The organism is Iningainema tapete BLCC-T55 (assembly GCF_014698965.1).
GTDB classification, from domain to species: Bacteria; Cyanobacteriota; Cyanobacteriia; order Cyanobacteriales; family Nostocaceae; genus Iningainema; species Iningainema tapete.
The window spans coordinates 107,335-123,253 of record NZ_JACXAE010000049.1 but is presented as its reverse complement, the minus strand read 5'-3'; the positions used below and the strand labels follow the sequence as shown (position 1 = coordinate 123,253).

General features: G+C 40.2%; 18 protein-coding genes. 9 read left to right on the top strand and 9 right to left on the bottom strand.

Going from position 1 to position 15,919, the window contains the following annotated elements:
- Positions 1-32 precede the first annotated feature (32 nt).
- The 5 genes from ICL16_RS14025 to ICL16_RS14005 form a co-directional block, all read right to left on the bottom strand.
- Positions 33-2,978 (bottom strand): peptidase domain-containing ABC transporter, encoded by a 2,946-nt coding sequence (locus ICL16_RS14025; protein WP_190828585.1) that lies wholly within the window; start codon positions 2,976-2,978, stop codon positions 33-35.
- Positions 2,979-3,029: 51 nt separating this feature from the next.
- Positions 3,030-3,806 (bottom strand): peptidylprolyl isomerase, encoded by a 777-nt coding sequence (locus ICL16_RS14020; RefSeq protein WP_190828584.1) that lies wholly within the window; start codon positions 3,804-3,806, stop codon positions 3,030-3,032.
- A gap of 409 nt (positions 3,807-4,215) precedes the next feature.
- The gene (locus ICL16_RS14015; protein ID WP_190828581.1) at positions 4,216-4,959 is read right to left on the bottom strand and encodes a pre-peptidase C-terminal domain-containing protein; all 744 of its coding nucleotides are present in this window, start codon (positions 4,957-4,959) and stop codon (positions 4,216-4,218) included.
- Between the two features lie 290 nt (positions 4,960-5,249).
- Complete coding sequence (locus tag ICL16_RS14010; RefSeq protein ID WP_190828579.1) at positions 5,250-6,053, bottom strand: PPC domain-containing protein; 804 nt, start codon at positions 6,051-6,053, stop codon at positions 5,250-5,252.
- 371 nt (positions 6,054-6,424) lie between these two features.
- Positions 6,425-6,574 (bottom strand): hypothetical protein, encoded by a 150-nt coding sequence (locus tag ICL16_RS14005; RefSeq protein WP_190828577.1) that lies wholly within the window; start codon positions 6,572-6,574, stop codon positions 6,425-6,427.
- 583 nt (positions 6,575-7,157) lie between these two features.
- On the opposite strand from ICL16_RS14005, the gene ICL16_RS14000 reads away from it, so the two are divergent.
- A complete protein-coding gene (locus tag ICL16_RS14000) occupies positions 7,158-7,826 on the top strand; it encodes a polysaccharide deacetylase family protein (RefSeq protein ID WP_190828575.1) in 669 nt (222 codons plus the stop codon).
- A 29-nt stretch (positions 7,827-7,855) separates the two neighbouring features.
- Here the strand turns inward: ICL16_RS14000 and ICL16_RS13995 are convergent, their stop codons facing one another.
- Positions 7,856-8,203, bottom strand: a complete 348-nt coding sequence (locus ICL16_RS13995) for a helix-turn-helix domain-containing protein (RefSeq protein WP_190828637.1) — start codon at positions 8,201-8,203, stop codon at positions 7,856-7,858.
- Between the two features lie 211 nt (positions 8,204-8,414).
- Here ICL16_RS13995 and ICL16_RS13990 point away from each other — a divergent pair, with 211 nt between their 5' ends.
- The 8 genes from ICL16_RS13990 (at position 8,415) to ICL16_RS13955 (ending at position 12,382) form a co-directional block, all read left to right on the top strand.
- Complete coding sequence (locus ICL16_RS13990; protein ID WP_190828573.1) at positions 8,415-8,795, top strand: hypothetical protein; 381 nt, start codon at positions 8,415-8,417, stop codon at positions 8,793-8,795.
- Positions 8,796-8,896: 101 nt separating this feature from the next.
- Positions 8,897-9,274 carry a hypothetical protein gene (locus ICL16_RS13985; protein ID WP_190828571.1) on the top strand — a complete coding sequence of 126 codons (378 nt, stop codon included), beginning with the start codon at positions 8,897-8,899 and terminating at the stop codon, positions 9,272-9,274.
- A 205-nt stretch (positions 9,275-9,479) separates the two neighbouring features.
- Positions 9,480-9,851: a hypothetical protein gene (locus tag ICL16_RS13980; RefSeq protein ID WP_190828569.1), complete on the top strand. Its 372-nt coding sequence runs from the start codon at positions 9,480-9,482 to the stop codon at positions 9,849-9,851.
- Positions 9,852-9,976: 125 nt separating this feature from the next.
- Positions 9,977-10,330 carry a hypothetical protein gene (locus tag ICL16_RS13975; RefSeq protein WP_190828568.1) on the top strand — a complete coding sequence of 118 codons (354 nt, stop codon included), beginning with the start codon at positions 9,977-9,979 and terminating at the stop codon, positions 10,328-10,330.
- 72 nt (positions 10,331-10,402) lie between these two features.
- On the top strand, positions 10,403-10,738 hold the full coding sequence (locus ICL16_RS13970; RefSeq protein WP_190828566.1) for a hypothetical protein: 336 nt from the start codon (positions 10,403-10,405) through the stop codon (positions 10,736-10,738).
- Positions 10,739-10,904: 166 nt separating this feature from the next.
- The gene (locus ICL16_RS13965) at positions 10,905-11,255 is read left to right on the top strand and encodes a hypothetical protein (protein WP_190828564.1); all 351 of its coding nucleotides are present in this window, start codon (positions 10,905-10,907) and stop codon (positions 11,253-11,255) included.
- Between the two features lie 9 nt (positions 11,256-11,264).
- The gene (locus tag ICL16_RS13960) at positions 11,265-11,636 is read left to right on the top strand and encodes a hypothetical protein (RefSeq protein ID WP_190828561.1); all 372 of its coding nucleotides are present in this window, start codon (positions 11,265-11,267) and stop codon (positions 11,634-11,636) included.
- A 251-nt stretch (positions 11,637-11,887) separates the two neighbouring features.
- Positions 11,888-12,382, top strand: a complete 495-nt coding sequence (locus ICL16_RS13955; protein WP_190828559.1) for a hypothetical protein — start codon at positions 11,888-11,890, stop codon at positions 12,380-12,382.
- A gap of 62 nt (positions 12,383-12,444) precedes the next feature.
- Here ICL16_RS13955 and ICL16_RS13950 read toward each other — a convergent pair whose 3' ends face one another.
- The 3 genes from ICL16_RS13950 to ICL16_RS13940 form a co-directional block, all read right to left on the bottom strand.
- Positions 12,445-12,894, bottom strand: a complete 450-nt coding sequence (locus ICL16_RS13950) for a PIN domain-containing protein (RefSeq protein ID WP_190828557.1) — start codon at positions 12,892-12,894, stop codon at positions 12,445-12,447.
- Positions 12,895-13,236: 342 nt separating this feature from the next.
- A complete protein-coding gene (gene mltA, locus ICL16_RS13945; RefSeq protein ID WP_190828635.1) occupies positions 13,237-14,502 on the bottom strand; it encodes a murein transglycosylase A in 1,266 nt (421 codons plus the stop codon).
- 83 nt (positions 14,503-14,585) lie between these two features.
- The gene (locus ICL16_RS13940; protein ID WP_190828555.1) at positions 14,586-15,908 is read right to left on the bottom strand and encodes a proton extrusion protein PcxA; all 1,323 of its coding nucleotides are present in this window, start codon (positions 15,906-15,908) and stop codon (positions 14,586-14,588) included.
- Positions 15,909-15,919: the final 11 nt, after the last annotated feature.

Below are 15,919 nucleotides of genomic sequence, written 5' to 3'. Positions count from 1 at the left end.
AATTGTTAATTGGTAATTGTTTTTACCATTAGCTAAATCTGTGTTTGTTGTTGCTGGTATAAACAGTAGTAGTAGCCCTTGAGGGACATTAATTCTGTGTGGGTTCCTTCTTCTACGACTGTGCCAGAATCCATCATGAGAATTGTGTCAGCATGGCGAATTGTACTTAAGCGGTGGGTGATGAAAAATACTGTTTTGCCTTTGAATGCTTCGGCTAGGTTGCGGCAAACTTGTGCTTCTGCGTTGTAGTCTAGGGCGCTGGTGGCTTCGTCGAGGATAAGTAGTTGAGGATTTTGCAAGACGGTGCGAGCGATCGCAATCCGTTGCCGTTGTCCTCCAGAAAGTCCTGCACCTCTTTCACCTACAGGGGTATTGTACCCGTTAGGCAGGGACATAATAAAGTCGTGGGCAAATGCTACTTTGGCGGCGGCGATAATTTCTTCATCACTAGCATCAGGACAAGCTAAGGCGATATTTTCTCGTACTGTACCGTCGAATAATAATGTATCTTGTAGCACCACTCCTATTTGACGGCGTAGGGAGTAAAGGTCTACTTTACTGATATCGTAACCGTCAATTAAGATTTTCCCTAATTTAGGTTCATACAATCTTGGTAATAATTTTAACAGTGTACTCTTTCCAGAACCACTTTGACCGACAACGCCGACAAACGAACCTGCAGGGAAACTTAAGTTAATTTTACACAGTTGCAAGGGACCATTAGCACGGAAGCTGAAGGATAAATCTTCGTAGCGAACGTTACCTTCAATTGCAGGCATGAAAATGTTTTGCTGTTCAGCAGTTTCTGCTTCTTGAGGACTATCAAGAATGTCACTGAGTCTTTGTAGAGACAAAGCTGTTTCTTGGAAATTCTGCCACAGTTGGACTAAGCGTAGCAAAGGACTGGTAACATAACCAGAGATGATGCGGAAAGCAATCAGTTGTCCTAAGGTAAGTTGTCCGTTTAGGACTAGGTAAGCTCCTACCCACAGTACTAACAAACTAGAGAGTTTATTGAGGAAGCTACTGATAGAACCTGCAGTAGTTTGCGTAGAGATTGTCTTAAACCCAGCGCTGATGTATCGAGCATAACGTTCTTGCCATTGCCAACGCGATCGCATCTCCAAATTTTGCGCTTTGACTGTCTGCATTCCCGCCATCACTTCTACCAGGTAAGAGTGTGTCTCGGCGTTGCGTTCGGCTTTTTCGTTCAATTGTCGCCGCATCACAGGTGATACTAACAAGTTGAGCAAGGCGAACAAAGGTACTGTTGCTAGTGCTACTAATGTCAGCGCCCAACTGTAAATCGCCATGACAAAAATGTAGATGATCGAAAACACCGAATCCATCACCACAGTCAAAGCAGTACCTGTGAGGAAAGAACGAATATGTTCAAGTTCACTAACCCGCGTGGCTAATTCCCCTACAGGGCGGCGGTCAAAGTAAGATAAGGGTAGACGTAACAGGTGATTGATGACTTCTGAACCTAGTGATAAGTCGATGCGGTTGGTGGTATCAACAAATAAATGAGTGCGAACATTGGTGAGAATTGCTTCTACCACCCCTACTACAAGTAAAAAGATGCCCAAAACTTCTAAAGTATCGGGGCTATTACCAACTAGTACTTTATCAATAATTACCTGTGTTGTCAGGGGATTTACTAACCCGAAAATTTGCACTACTATCGAAGCAATCAACACTTCAATCAGTACCTTGCGATGGCGACGTAATGCAGGAACAAACCAAGAAAGACCAAAACGTGATTTAGGAGTGTGTTTCGTAGGTTGCAGCAACAGTACTTCACCTTCATTACCCCAAGTTTCTGCAAAGTCTCTCGATTTGCGTTTAACTAACCCCATTTCGGGAACGGCAATCAGTAACTCTTGCTCGCTAGTTTTGTAAATAATTGCAAAACTGTCTTGCCAAGATATCATCACAGGTGGTTGCAGGCGACTGACTGCGGATGCGGGAATCTTGACTATTTGTGTTGTCAATCCCATCATTTCTGCTACTGCAGCACAAAATGGTAATGATATGCTACCGCGTTGATGCTGTTTATCTACAACCCGTCGTAGTGTATCTCGGCGGAAAGGTATATGATAGTATTGGCTCAACATCTGGAAGCAAGCTAAAGATGCATCAACTGGACCTCTAGCTTTGATGTAAGGGAATTCCCGTCTAGATTGTTTGGCTGATTTTGGTTTTGTGCTCATTTCTGGAGCGTAAGGAATTTCTGCCAACCAGGAATCTGTTGTTGGTTTTGGTGCTATCTCTTTTGGCGCAGGAAGTAAAGATTTAGGTACACCTACTAAACGTACACTGCTGTTTATAGATATTCGCTCAATTGCGTCTGCAAATTCTAAACGGCTACCTACAGGAAATTCAGTTTGTGAACTACCGCTGACTAACCATATATGATCCCCCCTGTTCTCCTTGAACAGGGCGGTACTTATGTGTTGTAGTGTTAATACAGTAGCTGCTTCCCATACATTCTGAGCAAGTTTTGCTAAATCAGTGCTGCCATCTGCGCGGCGATTTAATTCTTCACCCAGTAAATCGTACACTTCGATGATGTCTGTTCGGCTTTGTAATGCTTTGGCAAAAGCTTTCTCTCGCTTCATAAGGTTGAGAAAATCAGCGCTGGGAAGATTGAGGCAAATTGCTTCTTTTGAGGCAATCGCCGTTTCACAAGCTACACCCCGTACATGACTAATCCAACCGACAACTTCCCCTGGTTGTAGTAATTTTAGTGTGTCGGCTTTCTGTGTGCGGCGATCGTATCCTAAAAGACGAGCTTGTCCCTGCAAGAGTATGCTAATCTGTTCTGGCATGGCTTCTTGCGTTACTATCACCTGTCCCATGCGGTAGCGCAGAAATTGGACTTTTCCTTCTAAATTTTCTAATGCGTTTGGTGACAAGTGTTGGAAGGGAAATTGTTCTGCAAGAATTTGTTTGATATCAATTGTGCTGGATGTCATAGTGCTGAAGAGACTTTCTGTAGGAACTTCTGTACTTAATTTTTGAGTTATTTATGCGGCGAGCGCTTGTTGAATTGATACTTTACGTTTGACTCCCATCCAAATTTGTTCTTCTGGTGAGAGTTGACTAAGTTGTTGTTGAAACCAAGCTTCAAAATTTTCTTGGAGTAGTCTTTGGCGCATAAAGTCGTCTAACTGTGCTGGTATTAGCTTCTCAACACGTACAATTAACCAAGATTCGCCAAAAGGTACGGGTGGTTGAATAATTCCTACTTGACTTGTATAGAGTAATTGAGCAAGATTAACTGGGAGATTTCCCAATTCTACAGGGCCCAAGATTCCGTTTGTATCTGCTTCTATACCGATGGAATATTCTTGTGCTAGTTCAGCTAAAGACTGTTCTCCTTCTTTGATCCGAAAGTACAATTCGTTAGCCGTTCCTCTTTCTTCAGTTCTAATTAAAGAATAAATGACTTTATCTAATTGTTTTTTGCGTTTGAGAAAGTAAAATTCTAGTTGATTTCCCCAAGTAACTTGTTTGAATTTCTCAATTCTGAGCTTTCTTGTTGCTAACTGTTCTAGCTGTTCTTGGGTGAGACTGTAACGCTGACGCCAAGCAAGTCTTTTCTCTTGTGTTGTCAAATCCCAATTTTGATAAAATTGCTCTAGAGCATTTGCTGTTTCTTCTTCTGAGCATGTAATTGATGCGATCGCCCTATTAATTATACTCTCGCATATCAGTTGCGGGATCATGTTGTAACTGGTAAGTGTCGGGATAATTTCAGAAGTGGCGATCTCATTACTAGCGATATGTAACACTTGATTCATAATTTGAAATATCTTTTTACTGATAAAAAAGGAAAAGCTTCTTATCAGCCTTGAAATAAATTTCTCTGCTGATAGCTCAAGTAAGAAGACAGCTTACTAGTATACAGTTAGTCCGTTTTAACGGACTTCAGCTATCAGCCTTGAACTTCAGTTCAAGGCGTAATTATGTAATTTTCAGCTTAAGTAAAAGATTTTACGCAACTATCTGTAACTATTTACAGTTTTTCACAATTTAATCTTTGATGTGAAGTAGAAAAAGTAGATTGTCAAAGAGCAAAAATCTTGTAGAATAAAATAAAGCGGCAGCATACAAGATTGGTATGCCGCCTGTATCATTTGCAACTTGTTGAAAGCATTGTCCCTCAATGCTTTCAATTATTTTTCATGAGCGAAACTTTCATGTTCAAACCTAAGCAAAGGTAGTGGTGTAATGGTCAAAGTTCAAATTATAGCTTGTACTGCTACTACCATATTGAGACACCATTAAGAAGTAGTTACCAGAAAGATCAATTCCAGAAATATACTCGGATGAAGAACCACCATTAGTGGAAGAGCGCACTAACTCATTTGTGTCTACAATACCGTTGTTGTTGTTGTCTTGATACAGTCTAATATCTGCATCGGCACTGAGTCCGGTTAGGCTAATATTAGTACCTTCGTAAAAGTCTAATGAAAAGCTGTAAACATCAGTGGTGTTATAGTTACTGATATAGCCAGAGCGGGTGGTATCGCTAGACAAGTCACCAAGATTAATCTCTTTGGGTAAAAGGTTACTTGGCGAGTAAGGTGAGGTAGCAGACAAAGCTAAATTATAATTTACAGTACCTGTACTACCGGGAGAATAACGAACCACTTCAGCAAAATAAGTACCAGCATCACCTCTAGCATTAATCGCGTCATCGCGGTTTCCGCTAGCACTAGAACTAGTAATCCACTGATCTCCTGAGTCAAAGTAACCGTTACCATTGTCGCGATATAATCTTAAGTCAGCGTCATCACCACTGCTAATCCGAGAAAGAGACAAGTTAATGTCGCTGGTACCAGTAGTTGAGAACTTATAAACATCTCTAGAGTCTGTTTCGTTCGTTAAGTAGTTGCTACGGGTAACAGCGGTTTCGGTCAAAGTACCAACAGTATAGTTGTAAGTAGTCATTTTTTTCCTTTAAATGTTGATCGTGATTTACTCAAGGCAAGGTAAGTTTTGTTTATTACTCTTTTTACTTCCCTTGAACCTTTGTTTACTTATCGGGGGTAGATAAAAGATTTACGCAGCAAGTCAGTAATATTGACATTTGTTTACAACGCTTTTTAAGAAAAATGCCATAAACTAATAACAAAAGCGGCAAAGACCAAAAATTGGTACTCTGCCGCTGTATTATTTGCAACTTGTGGAAAGCATTGTCCCTCAATGCTTTCAATTACTTATTCAAGTCATGCTCAAGCTTAAGCATAAGTGGTAGGGAAGTAATCGAAGTTGAGGGTGTAGTTTGTGCTACTGTTACCATATTGATAGACTTGGAGGTAGTAGTCACCGGAAAGGTCAAACCCGGAAATACTTTCCGAGAGACTGCCGCCATTGGTAGAAGTTCTAATTACCTCGGATAATTCAACAATCCGATTTCCACCGTCTTGAATCAGTCTAATATCAGCATCAGCACTCAGCCCGGTTAAATTAATGTTCACCCCCTCGTAAAATCCTAGAGAGAAGTGGTAAACATCAGCAGCGTTGCTATTATTGATTGCACCATAATAAGTGCGATCGCCTGACAAGTTTCCCACTTCGTACTCATTAGCCAGTAGGTTACTAGGTGAAGCAGTAGACAAGGCTAAATTGTAAGTTACATTACCTGAACTACCAGGAGCATAACGACTAACTTCAGCAAAATAAGTTCCAGCCGATTGTGCTGCAACGTTAATTGCGTCATCGTTGTTGCTTCCGCGAACAGAACTTGAAACTAACGTATCGTTAGAGTCGAAGTAACCGTTACCATTATCTCGGTAAAGTCTTAGATCTGCATCATCGCCAGCGCTAATATTTGTTAGCGCTAGGTTGATATGACTGTTACTCCCAACATTAAACTTAAAGACATCTGTAGGATCAGACGGAGTTACAGAGTAACCGTTACGGGTAACAGCAGTATCAGTTAGAGTCCCAATGTTGCGGGTAAAATCAGAGACTAAGATATCATTAATTGCGTTGTAATTAATGAGAGCCGATGAAACAGTACTGTCGATTAAACTAGCCATTTTTTTCCTTCTAATTGATGATTATTAGGTAAGGTTAATTCAGTTCAATCGGAGGTATTTCCTCCATATCTCGCTTAACTCAACCTTGAACCTTTACATACTTATCGGGGATATTTAAAAGATTTACGCAGCGATTTTGTGAATTTATAACTTCTTAACAAAATTGTGTTTATACAGATGCATTTTGTAGAGACGCGAAATACGAAGTCTCTACAGATTTGTATTTATATCAAGGTTTTTGTGAGACAGTGTTACGTAGGAAATAAAGAAACCCAGCTTTTTCAAAAAGCCGGGTTTCTAGTAGGGTGTCAATGTGCGATCGCGCACCTTTTGTGCTATTTTGTGGGGCAAGCAAGGGAAGGTAGGGGCGATCACGTGTTAAGTTGTTGAGAGGAAGGGGCTTGGGCAACGAGAACAATGCCACCGTCACCATCAACTACCCATCCCTGTGCTTCGACAATTTTGGTGGGGTGGGAATTGCCGTAGAGCCGTCCTGTCGGGGGATCCTGGATATCCTTCAAAGCCCCATATGTCATCCCATTCCGTGTATGGCATAACTTTTACACTCCCAGTGGTTAGTGAAAGACATTTGTTTAGCTGTGTTTATTGCCTTTATTCGTTTGAACCAATACCAATTCAAATTTTTATGAAAAATAAATTTCGCTATGATGCAAAAATTTTTGCTGTTATACTAAGGCTTTAAGTATCTAATTTTAGCATGACCTAGATTAGACTCTTCAATCTTTATGTTTAAATATCGGAAGCATTCTTAGGAGTTACGCAAACTGTTACAAAACTTTACATACAAATGATGCAGTTAAATACACATGAACCGTAGGGACACAATATTCTTGTAGAGACGTTACATGTAACGTCTCTACATTTAGTTACATGTAATACTAAATCTCTTGATCGTTGCCACAAATCTGATCCCCCCAACCCCCCGATGCCTTGGGGGACACAAGAGGATCATGTGTAGCCAGCTTTTGAAGAAACGGTATAACGTCTCTACATTTGGTATTTCAATCAATGGAAAATAGCTGTCAGCAGTTCAGTTGCGTAGAATAGGGGCGATGGGGAAATTTACTAATCTCAAATCCAAAAATGCAGCTATATCCTTTATTTCCGATTTTGTACCCAATTCTCAAGCCAACCTTCCCTGACTGTCTTTGGAGTGGCGCTCGCCATGCCAAAGTTGTCGCCCTCACCTTTGATGATGGTCCCCATCCCCAATACACATCCCAGTTATTGCAAGTTCTAGACCGTTACAATGTGAAAGCAAGCTTTTTCTGGTTAGGTGCTTGCGTCAACCGTTCACCAGCAATAGCTAAACAGGTATTCGACAAAGGACACTGGATTGGATTACATGGGTACGATCATCAAAATTTTCCCATGCTCTCTCCAACAGATCTTAAACACAGCTTAGAAAAAACTCAAGCGGCAATATATAGTGCTTGTCACCTTCAACCCAAATTAGTACGTGATGTTCGTCCTCCAAATGGATTGTTTACACCCACAACTTTAAATTTATTGCAACAGTGGCATTACAGAACAGTAATGTGGAGTGTAGTACCAGAAGATTGGGTCAGCCCTGGTGTTAATACTGTAGTGCAGCGAGTTCTTCAAGAGGTAAAAAATGGCTCACAAATTGTTTTGCATGATGGCGTGTGCGGTGGACAAGATGTTGCTGCTACAACACAAATACTGATTCCCAAATTGATACAGCAGGGTTATCAGTTTGTCACTGTTGATACTCTGTGGCAAATGAGGTGATGGGGTACAGACGTTCCGGCTGAACGTCTCTACGATTGACTCGTGACTTCTGCTGATCTTTTGGTTTTGACTTTTTTCGGGGTAGGATCTGAGGTTGGTGTGTCAGTTCCCAGTAAATTTTGTATTTCGCTGAGCGATTTGGGTTTTGCTACTGATTCTTCGCTTAACTCGCTCACGTACTCGATTAAGTCTTCTACTTGACAGCCCAAAGCTTTACAAAACTTAATAATTCTCTCTATGTGATCTGTCCCGGTTCTTCCGCTTTCCCAGTTTTGAATGGTGCTTTCGGTCACGCCCACAAGACGTGACAATTCTAGCTGGGTTAGTCCAGCCTTTTCGCGAAGAATAGCTATCCTTGGTTTTGCCTTTTGTTTCACAGCCACTACAGCACATTTGTTTCACCTATAGCCGTAGATTCTAGCATTAAATTACGAAAAAACTCACCTAAAAAAATTTTCCCAAACTACTTGACACCCCTAAGTTCTTTGGTTAAAGTATTTAAGTATGAGGCAAGCCACTACTGCGGTAGATAGGTAAAGCCAAGGGTAGATAAATTAACAAACACACAACGCTCTCAGGTCTAAAAATATGTTGAAGAAGTCTCTTGCTTTGGGTTTATTGGCTGGTTTAATGTTTGCTCCTACTGCAGCTTTGGCAGGGGATCAAGTTGCAGGCAGCAGCAGTGTTACCAATCAATCTAGTGTTAACAAAGGTGTCGGTAACACCACTGGTCAATCTTCCATCACCAACACCGTTCAACAACAAATTCAAAAGAGTGGTATTCGCGGTGGCGCTCGTGGTGGTTATCGTAAAAATTATGTCCCTGCTCGCAAACCTGTTAACCAAACCGCTGGAGCTAACTCAGTGACTGGTCAATCTGGCTACAACAGAGGTGCTGATAACGTAACTGGTCAAACTTCTGAAACCAATACCGTTCAAAAGCAATACTCTAGCACTGGTCGTCGCTAAACTTTTGCCGCAGCTTGGATCGCAGCTGAATCTATCTAGTACAGACGCGATCTTCCTCGCGTCTCTCCAAAACACACAACTAATCAATCAGGTCTAAAAATATGTTGAAGAAGTCTCTTGCTTTCGGTTTATTGGCTGGTTTGATGATTGCTCCTACTGCAGCTTTGGCAGGGGATCAAGTTGCAGGTAGCAGCAGCTATACCAATCAATCAAGTGTTAACAAAGGTTACGGTAACACCACCGGTCAATCTTCCATCACCAACACTGTTCAACAACAAATTAAGAAGAGTGGTGCTAATAGAGGTTACGTTCGTCGTAGTAATCCTGGTAGCCAAACTGCTGGAGCTAATTCAGTGACAAATCAATCTAGCTACAACAGAGGTCGTGATAACGTAACTGGTCAAACTTCTGAAACCAATACCATTCAAAAGCAAGTTGCTAACACAGTTGGTCGCAACGGTCGCTACCGTCGTTACTAATTGAGCATAACAGGGGAATAACCGGGGTGCATACCACAATTGATCACATATAAATGTGAAAAACCCGGTGTATAAGTAAAAAATTTTTGCAAAGTCCCCAACTTTACGCTTTAAGACCTAAAATATTTGGTTAAAGGTATTAAGAGCAACTTTGCTTTGATCGGGTGATCTACCAACAAACAAATCACTAACCAGATCTAAACATATGTTTTTGCAAAAGTCTTTTGCTTTTGGTTTATTGGCTGCTGGTTTAATGATTGCTCCTGGTGCTGCTCTGGCAGATCAAGTTGCAGGTAGCAGCAGCGTTACCACTCAAACCAGCGTCAACAAAGGTTACGGTAACACCACCGGTCAATCTTCCACCACCAACACCATCCAGCAGCAATACAAGAGAGGCGGTAATAGTGCTTTGTGTGGTGGTTACGATTCTGGTAGCCAAACTGCTGCTTCTAGTTCTGTTACCGAGCAATCTAGTTACAACAGAGGTTACGGTAACACAACTGGTCAATCTTCATCTACCAACACTATTCAGCAACAAGTTAATAAGAAAGTTGCTGGTTCTCTGTGCCGTTACTAAACACACAGATATGAAGTCGTCTTACCCCAACCAGGGGAACTACCAAACATAGATATAGGCGATCGCCTATATCTATCACCCAACTCAACCAAATTCAAAACACACAACTCATCAGGTCTAAAAATATGTTGAAGAATTTTTTCACCTTCGGTTTACTAGCTGCTGGTTTATTAATTGCACCCACTGCAGCAATAGCCGATCAAGTTGCAGGTAGCGAAAGTATTACCAATCAATCCAGTGTAAACAAGGGCGTTGGTAACACCACTGGTCAATCTTCCATCACCAATACTGTTCAAGAACAACTGAAGAAAAGTGGTGTTGGTACATACAATCGTGGTGGTAATCAAACTGCTGGCTCCAATTCAGTTACCGACCAATATGGTGTAAATGTAGGTCGTGATAACGTAACTGGTCAAACTTCCGAAACCAATACTATTCAGAAGCAATATCAGCAAAGAAAAGGTGGTTACCGCTACTAAGCACATAAACTTAAACAACGCTGGTTTTGGCAAAAAACCAATTTATCCTACTCAACTAACCTGGTAAAAAACATGAAAAAAATTCACGCTTTTGGTTTATTAGCTGCTGCATTGATTGTTGCTCCAAGCACTGCCTTCGCTGGACAAGATGGCAGCAACGTACAAATTTTGAATCAAAACAATACTGTTAGTGGTTACAACAACTCTTCCAGTCAAAGAGGTCAACAATACAGTACTCAAAATCAATCTAGCTCTGGACGATACAAGAAAACAGGTAGGCAAAGAGCAGATAACCTTCAGATAATTAATCAAGATGCAGGAGTATACGGTGTTGGCAATCAATCTCGCCAAGAAGCTATACAGCGCAACGTCCAGCGTCAAATTGATGCAGCTAAATATCGTCGCTAATCGAGTTGAAAATAGTCAAAAGTATTAGCGGGAAAATATTGCGAAATTGCCAATTTTTAAGAGTAAATAACTAAAAAAATAGCAATTAGCAATTATAGGTTTTACCGATTTCCTAGCAAGAATTGCTAAAAAATCGGTTTTTTCCTCTAATAGGGAGACTAAAGCCATGCTCACCAAAAAATCCATTTCGCTATTTACCATCTCTGCTCTATTAGTTTTACCTGTGGGAATTGCTTCTGCTGGTGAGATAGACCTAGAAACTGACAACGTTAGATTAACGATAGATCAAGACGGTGATATCCAAGTGCAAAACGCTCAACCAAGAGCAGTAATTGTTCCTAATCGCACTCCTGCAAGCGTGCGCCTGCGCAAAAATGGTGCATATCGGGTTTTGAAATATCCGGGAAGAACTGCCGTTGTCTGCAGAGCAACTGGGACTAAACGCACTAGTACTCTACGTTCTCGCTCAACAATTAATCGCACTCAAACTGCGACAAGTACAACAATCTGTCAATAGGAAATAGACATGAACTTTAAGTTACTTTCTGTAAGCTTATTTTCTCTAGCAACTGTATCATCTTTCGTTCCTTCACTCACACCTTCTGCCAAAGCTGCCTGCGTAGCAACTGATGTTAACGTACAAGTAGCACTTCGCGAACGTGGTAAACCAGCTCGACAAGTTAACAATGTGAATCAGAACATTGACAAAAATTGCTATGGTAACAATGCTACCAACGTAGGTACTCAAACTGCTGTTGGTGGTCGAATTCAACAAATTCGCAATAGCAATCAAAACCTTCGTGGTGGTTACAACCCCACTGGTGTGAGAAGTCCACATATTAAAGTACCAGTCAACGTTCAAGTAGATGTACCAGGTCTTCCTAGCCGCAGAAGATAGGTTTAAAGTACGCCTTGACGAAAGTAAGGGCTAATAGCTAAAGTCACAAGACACCTGACTGAAAAATACTCTTAGTAAGCTAAAGCTTACTTGAGCTATTAGCCTAGAAATAAATTTCTAGGCGGATTTGATAGAATAATCTATAGTTAGATTATGGCAGCAGTTAGGGTTTTCTCCCTTGGAGCTAGCTTTAATTTTTTACTAGTATTCAGCAGGTGGGTTTCCATACCTGCTGTTATCTAAATTGAGCCATGAAAACTAAATTATTGTTTGCTTGCTGTATAGCTTGTGTAGTTAGTTTAACCACAGCTTGTACTGAGAATATTGCTTCAAGTAGCCAAACTTCTGTTCACACAGAAAGCAGTAGTGATGATATGAATAATTCAACTGTATTTTCTAGTCAGCGTTCCTCCAGTGATTCTTCAGGATATCAACACAGCGCTGTTACCTTAAGTGCTGATGATCTCAGACAACCCCACATCTTAAGGATTAATACTTCTGGTAGCCAATTAAGTGGTGAAATTACCGTAAATGGTAGGGTAGTGAAACGATTTACCAACAATCAAGAAGAAATTAATTTATCACCATTACTCTCTAAAGGAGAGCATAAAGTGCAAATTTCTGCTCGTTATGCTCCGGTATCGTCTTCTGTTAGTTTAGAGTTAAGCAGTCCTGATACCAATGTTTCCCAACAAACAAGTGGAAACGGTATTATAAATTATACTTTAGATTTATCTGTACATTAGCCTGATTAATGGTGTTATACATTATTAAGAATGGTAGTCTTATTTTCGCTGTGACCTACTACTTAACTGTATCTGGTTGCTTTGAACTGACTTTCTAAATTCGCACGCATCCACAATTCTGATGCAGACCAAATCCAAAACTTACTAGGAGCTTCGGCAAAATCATCTTGATTGTGAGTCACAATCGCATCAAGTTCTTCGTAACTAGCACACATTAATTCTACAGCAGATTCAAAATCCTTGAGAGGAGACAAACGTGCTTGTTGTAGTATGTTTTGATCTACAGAACAAACTTGGATTTTTTCTTTTAACCAATCAATTACTACCTCAGCAATATTTGTGTTTCGTAAACGGCTTGCATAAGTGTAAATTTTTTGCCAACCAATATCCGTTACGTGCATTTGGATGAGTGGATGTACTCTATCTAACAATTGGTTAATGTCACCTACAACTCCATTTCGATTCATCAAAGCTTCTAGTATTAGGTCAGCATCGACTAAGATTCTGATCACTGATAATCCCCCTGATTTTCATCTCAATGTATCGTCAGAATACAATTCAGCAACTTACTTAAGTAAGAATACAGATATATACAAACTATAGGGACGTGATTTCTGATTTATGCAGGAGATTGGCTAAAACTTTGATGGGAAGAAGAAAACTTAAATAAGTTTGGTTATTAACCTCTGTAAAGGAGGTTGATTGCTTTTAGTTTGGTTAACGACAATTACGTATGACGAGAAATAAGTTTTGTGGTTCCAACCCAAAAAACTCGTAGATGTAGAGACGCGAGCAAACTAAGTCTCTACGTGAATTTGGGTAAATAAATTAGAATATCATTTTAAGTGCTATTTTTATTTAATTTTTTCTTTAAGAAGCAAATAATATAAATGCCCATCACTGACAGTGACTCCAGCGCGTAAGCCTGCTACCTTGCCCGCACCCAAAAAGTAATCAACTCTACCCGCGCCTTTAATTGCGCCACCAGTATCTTGATCGAGAACATAACGACTAACAACTCGATGCTCCATTTTGCCCCGAGAATTGACAAAGGGAAAACTAGCGCGAATCAAAGCAAGAGCACCAGGAGGCATCAGAGACTTATCTGTGGCAATGGAGCGCTCTGGTGTTAGTAACTGCTGGATAGAACCTTGTGCTGGAGCGCCGTGATTTTCTTGAAAAAAGACAAAACTAGGATCACGGGGAATATAAATATCTAGATCTTGGGGACGTTTATCAAAATAATCGAGAATAATCGGCATAGTCATACCTTGTAAAGGTAGTTTGCCATCATTCGCTAGTTCTCGCCCAATACTTTTATAGTCATAAGCAGTACTACCCGCATAACCAATTGTAGTTTGAGTACCATCGGTCAGCTCAAGTCGAGCAGAACCTTGGATTTGAGCTAAATATGGTTCTAAGCGTAAGCGTAGCCAAAACAATTCTAATCCGCGCAATCGACCTTTTGCCGCTTGCAAACCATCTGCTCCTTCTAGTTCTAATCTAGTAGGATGAGGTTTGCGCCAAGATTTCAAATCAGGAGGTAAGCGGTAGACAGGATAACGATATTCTGGTGTTGGGAAACGACTTGCAGCATAAATTGGTTCATAATAAGCTGTGAATAAAACCGAACCTTTCAAGTCTTTCCCTACAGACTGGTACAATTCAAACTCCTGTGCAATAGCTGCATTTAGTTCCATTGGAGATTTAGAAACAAGCAACAACTCACGGAATCGCTGTAAACTTTTAATCACGCGAAAGCGAGTAATGCCTGCCACTTTGTACCTTTTATAAGCACTATCAGCAACACTAGTTTGTAGATATTGCAAACTACGTTCAATCGATGTTAACAAAGACTTTTGATCGGGTGCAAGACTATTTTCACCCCAGATTTGCTGATCTAAACAAGAATTATCACCTTGACAACAGGGAAATAACGATGGTATCGATACCAGAGGCGATTTCGTTTCTTGCTGTTGAACCGAAGTTGGTATTTGCCATCTTTCCAGTCTACATTCTCGCGGACTTAGTTCTCCATATCCCAATCTGTGTATGGGTACAAGGAGAATTGTCGCCATAACGGGAAAACTAATAGCGATGATTTTCAGTACATTTTTCATTTCACGCACATAAATGATACTTTTACCATTTATTGTAGGCACGAGTTACCGTCCGCCATTACCTTACCACTGTGCGTCTCCATCTATTCATTCATATTGTGGTATGTAGCAACTGCCGAAGGAGAAATACGATTCAAGTAGCGGAAAATCCAATATTTGAAGATTGTATCTAAAATCACTGGAAATGTAGCAATGAATAAGAAGATAAAATCATGATTTCCTGGTAAACCCCAATGGCGAGACACACCCTCTAAAATTACCTCCCAACCATGAGGAGAGTGGAACCCTACAAATATATCTGTAAACAAAATAATAATAAATGCTTTGGCACTATCACTCAGACCATAAACCACATGATCAAAAAATTCCTTCAACACACCGATTTCACGTTTACTAACTAGCAAAAGACACGTAAAAGCACCAATTGACAATATATCTGCAAAAACATTCTTGATGGCGTTGGCGCTGTTATGACGATATTCTTCAGCAATATCAATAGCTTTTTCTTTAACTTTAATTTCTATTTGCTCAGTAGATAGTGCAGATACTTTATTAATTAGGTTTTCAAACTTTATTCTCTCTTCAAATCTTTGTAATTCTGACAATGCTTCTTCTTCCATTTCGGTGTTGAGAAATACTGACACTTCCTCAGCATGTCTAAAATGATCTACCACAGGTCCTACTACCATAGCTTTTGATAGTTGGTGAGTCAGAATAGGTACGATTATTAGTAGTAAAATAAACCTAATAGATATTACAGTTCTTTTTTGTGTTTTGCGAAAATTTTGTACAACGTCTTGTTCTGCATTCGGGTCTAATTCTATTTGCAAACGAGTGAGAGTACCTAAAATAGAACGGGGTAGTACCCCTGTTGTGTTCACTTTACTTCTTGTTGATTGTTCATATAAAGTTCTTCTAGAAAAATTTTGTGGTTTTGGCGGTTGAGGTTTGCTGACAACTGTTATTGCTGCTGTTGTGTCTTGAGGAGTAATTAAATCTTTACCACTCACTTCTTCATATATATCGGTATATTTTGCTACTATATTATCAATGAACTTCAACTTATCTAGAATTAACTTAGGACTGAGGTGTTCTATATCAAATTTTCTCGCAGCTCTTAAATTATACTCGTAGAGTATGGAACGACTTATTTTAAACTCTGTCAGCCGCATTCGGACATTTTTCAGCAGCTTCTTCAAGTCGGACTCGAAATATTCCATCATACTGCTGCTATATCTAGAATTAGAACTTACAGGATTACCATCGAAATGTTCATCTTCTATTGCCTTAATTTGTAAAGCCGCTTTATAAGCTTGCTCCAGCGAACGCTCTGGTGTGCGTAAATACCAGTGGTAAGTAGCCAGTAAGGAGGGATAAATTTTTTGGCTAAATATTGAGTGTATCATAGTAGCAATCA

What these genes read in the sequence shown, in the direction of transcription:
- ICL16_RS14025 (WP_190828585.1), bottom strand. Translation starts at nt 2,978, where the DNA reads ATGACATCCAGCACAATTGATATCAAACAAATTCTTGCAGAACAATTT.
- ICL16_RS14020 (WP_190828584.1), bottom strand. Translation starts at nt 3,806, where the DNA reads ATGAATCAAGTGTTACATATCGCTAGTAATGAGATCGCCACTTCTGAA.
- ICL16_RS14015 (WP_190828581.1), bottom strand. Translation starts at nt 4,959, where the DNA reads ATGACTACTTACAACTATACTGTTGGTACTTTGACCGAAACCGCTGTT.
- ICL16_RS14010 (WP_190828579.1), bottom strand. Translation starts at nt 6,053, where the DNA reads ATGGCTAGTTTAATCGACAGTACTGTTTCATCGGCTCTCATTAATTAC.
- ICL16_RS14000 (WP_190828575.1), top strand. Translation starts at nt 7,158, where the DNA reads ATGCAGCTATATCCTTTATTTCCGATTTTGTACCCAATTCTCAAGCCA.
- ICL16_RS13990 (WP_190828573.1), top strand. Translation starts at nt 8,415, where the DNA reads ATGTTGAAGAAGTCTCTTGCTTTGGGTTTATTGGCTGGTTTAATGTTT.
- ICL16_RS13985 (WP_190828571.1), top strand. Translation starts at nt 8,897, where the DNA reads ATGTTGAAGAAGTCTCTTGCTTTCGGTTTATTGGCTGGTTTGATGATT.
- ICL16_RS13980 (WP_190828569.1), top strand. Translation starts at nt 9,480, where the DNA reads ATGTTTTTGCAAAAGTCTTTTGCTTTTGGTTTATTGGCTGCTGGTTTA.
- ICL16_RS13975 (WP_190828568.1), top strand. Translation starts at nt 9,977, where the DNA reads ATGTTGAAGAATTTTTTCACCTTCGGTTTACTAGCTGCTGGTTTATTA.
- ICL16_RS13970 (WP_190828566.1), top strand. Translation starts at nt 10,403, where the DNA reads ATGAAAAAAATTCACGCTTTTGGTTTATTAGCTGCTGCATTGATTGTT.
- ICL16_RS13965 (WP_190828564.1), top strand. Translation starts at nt 10,905, where the DNA reads ATGCTCACCAAAAAATCCATTTCGCTATTTACCATCTCTGCTCTATTA.
- ICL16_RS13960 (WP_190828561.1), top strand. Translation starts at nt 11,265, where the DNA reads ATGAACTTTAAGTTACTTTCTGTAAGCTTATTTTCTCTAGCAACTGTA.
- ICL16_RS13955 (WP_190828559.1), top strand. Translation starts at nt 11,888, where the DNA reads ATGAAAACTAAATTATTGTTTGCTTGCTGTATAGCTTGTGTAGTTAGT.
- mltA (WP_190828635.1), bottom strand. Translation starts at nt 14,502, where the DNA reads ATGAAAAATGTACTGAAAATCATCGCTATTAGTTTTCCCGTTATGGCG.
- ICL16_RS13940 (WP_190828555.1), bottom strand. Translation starts at nt 15,908, where the DNA reads ATGATACACTCAATATTTAGCCAAAAAATTTATCCCTCCTTACTGGCT.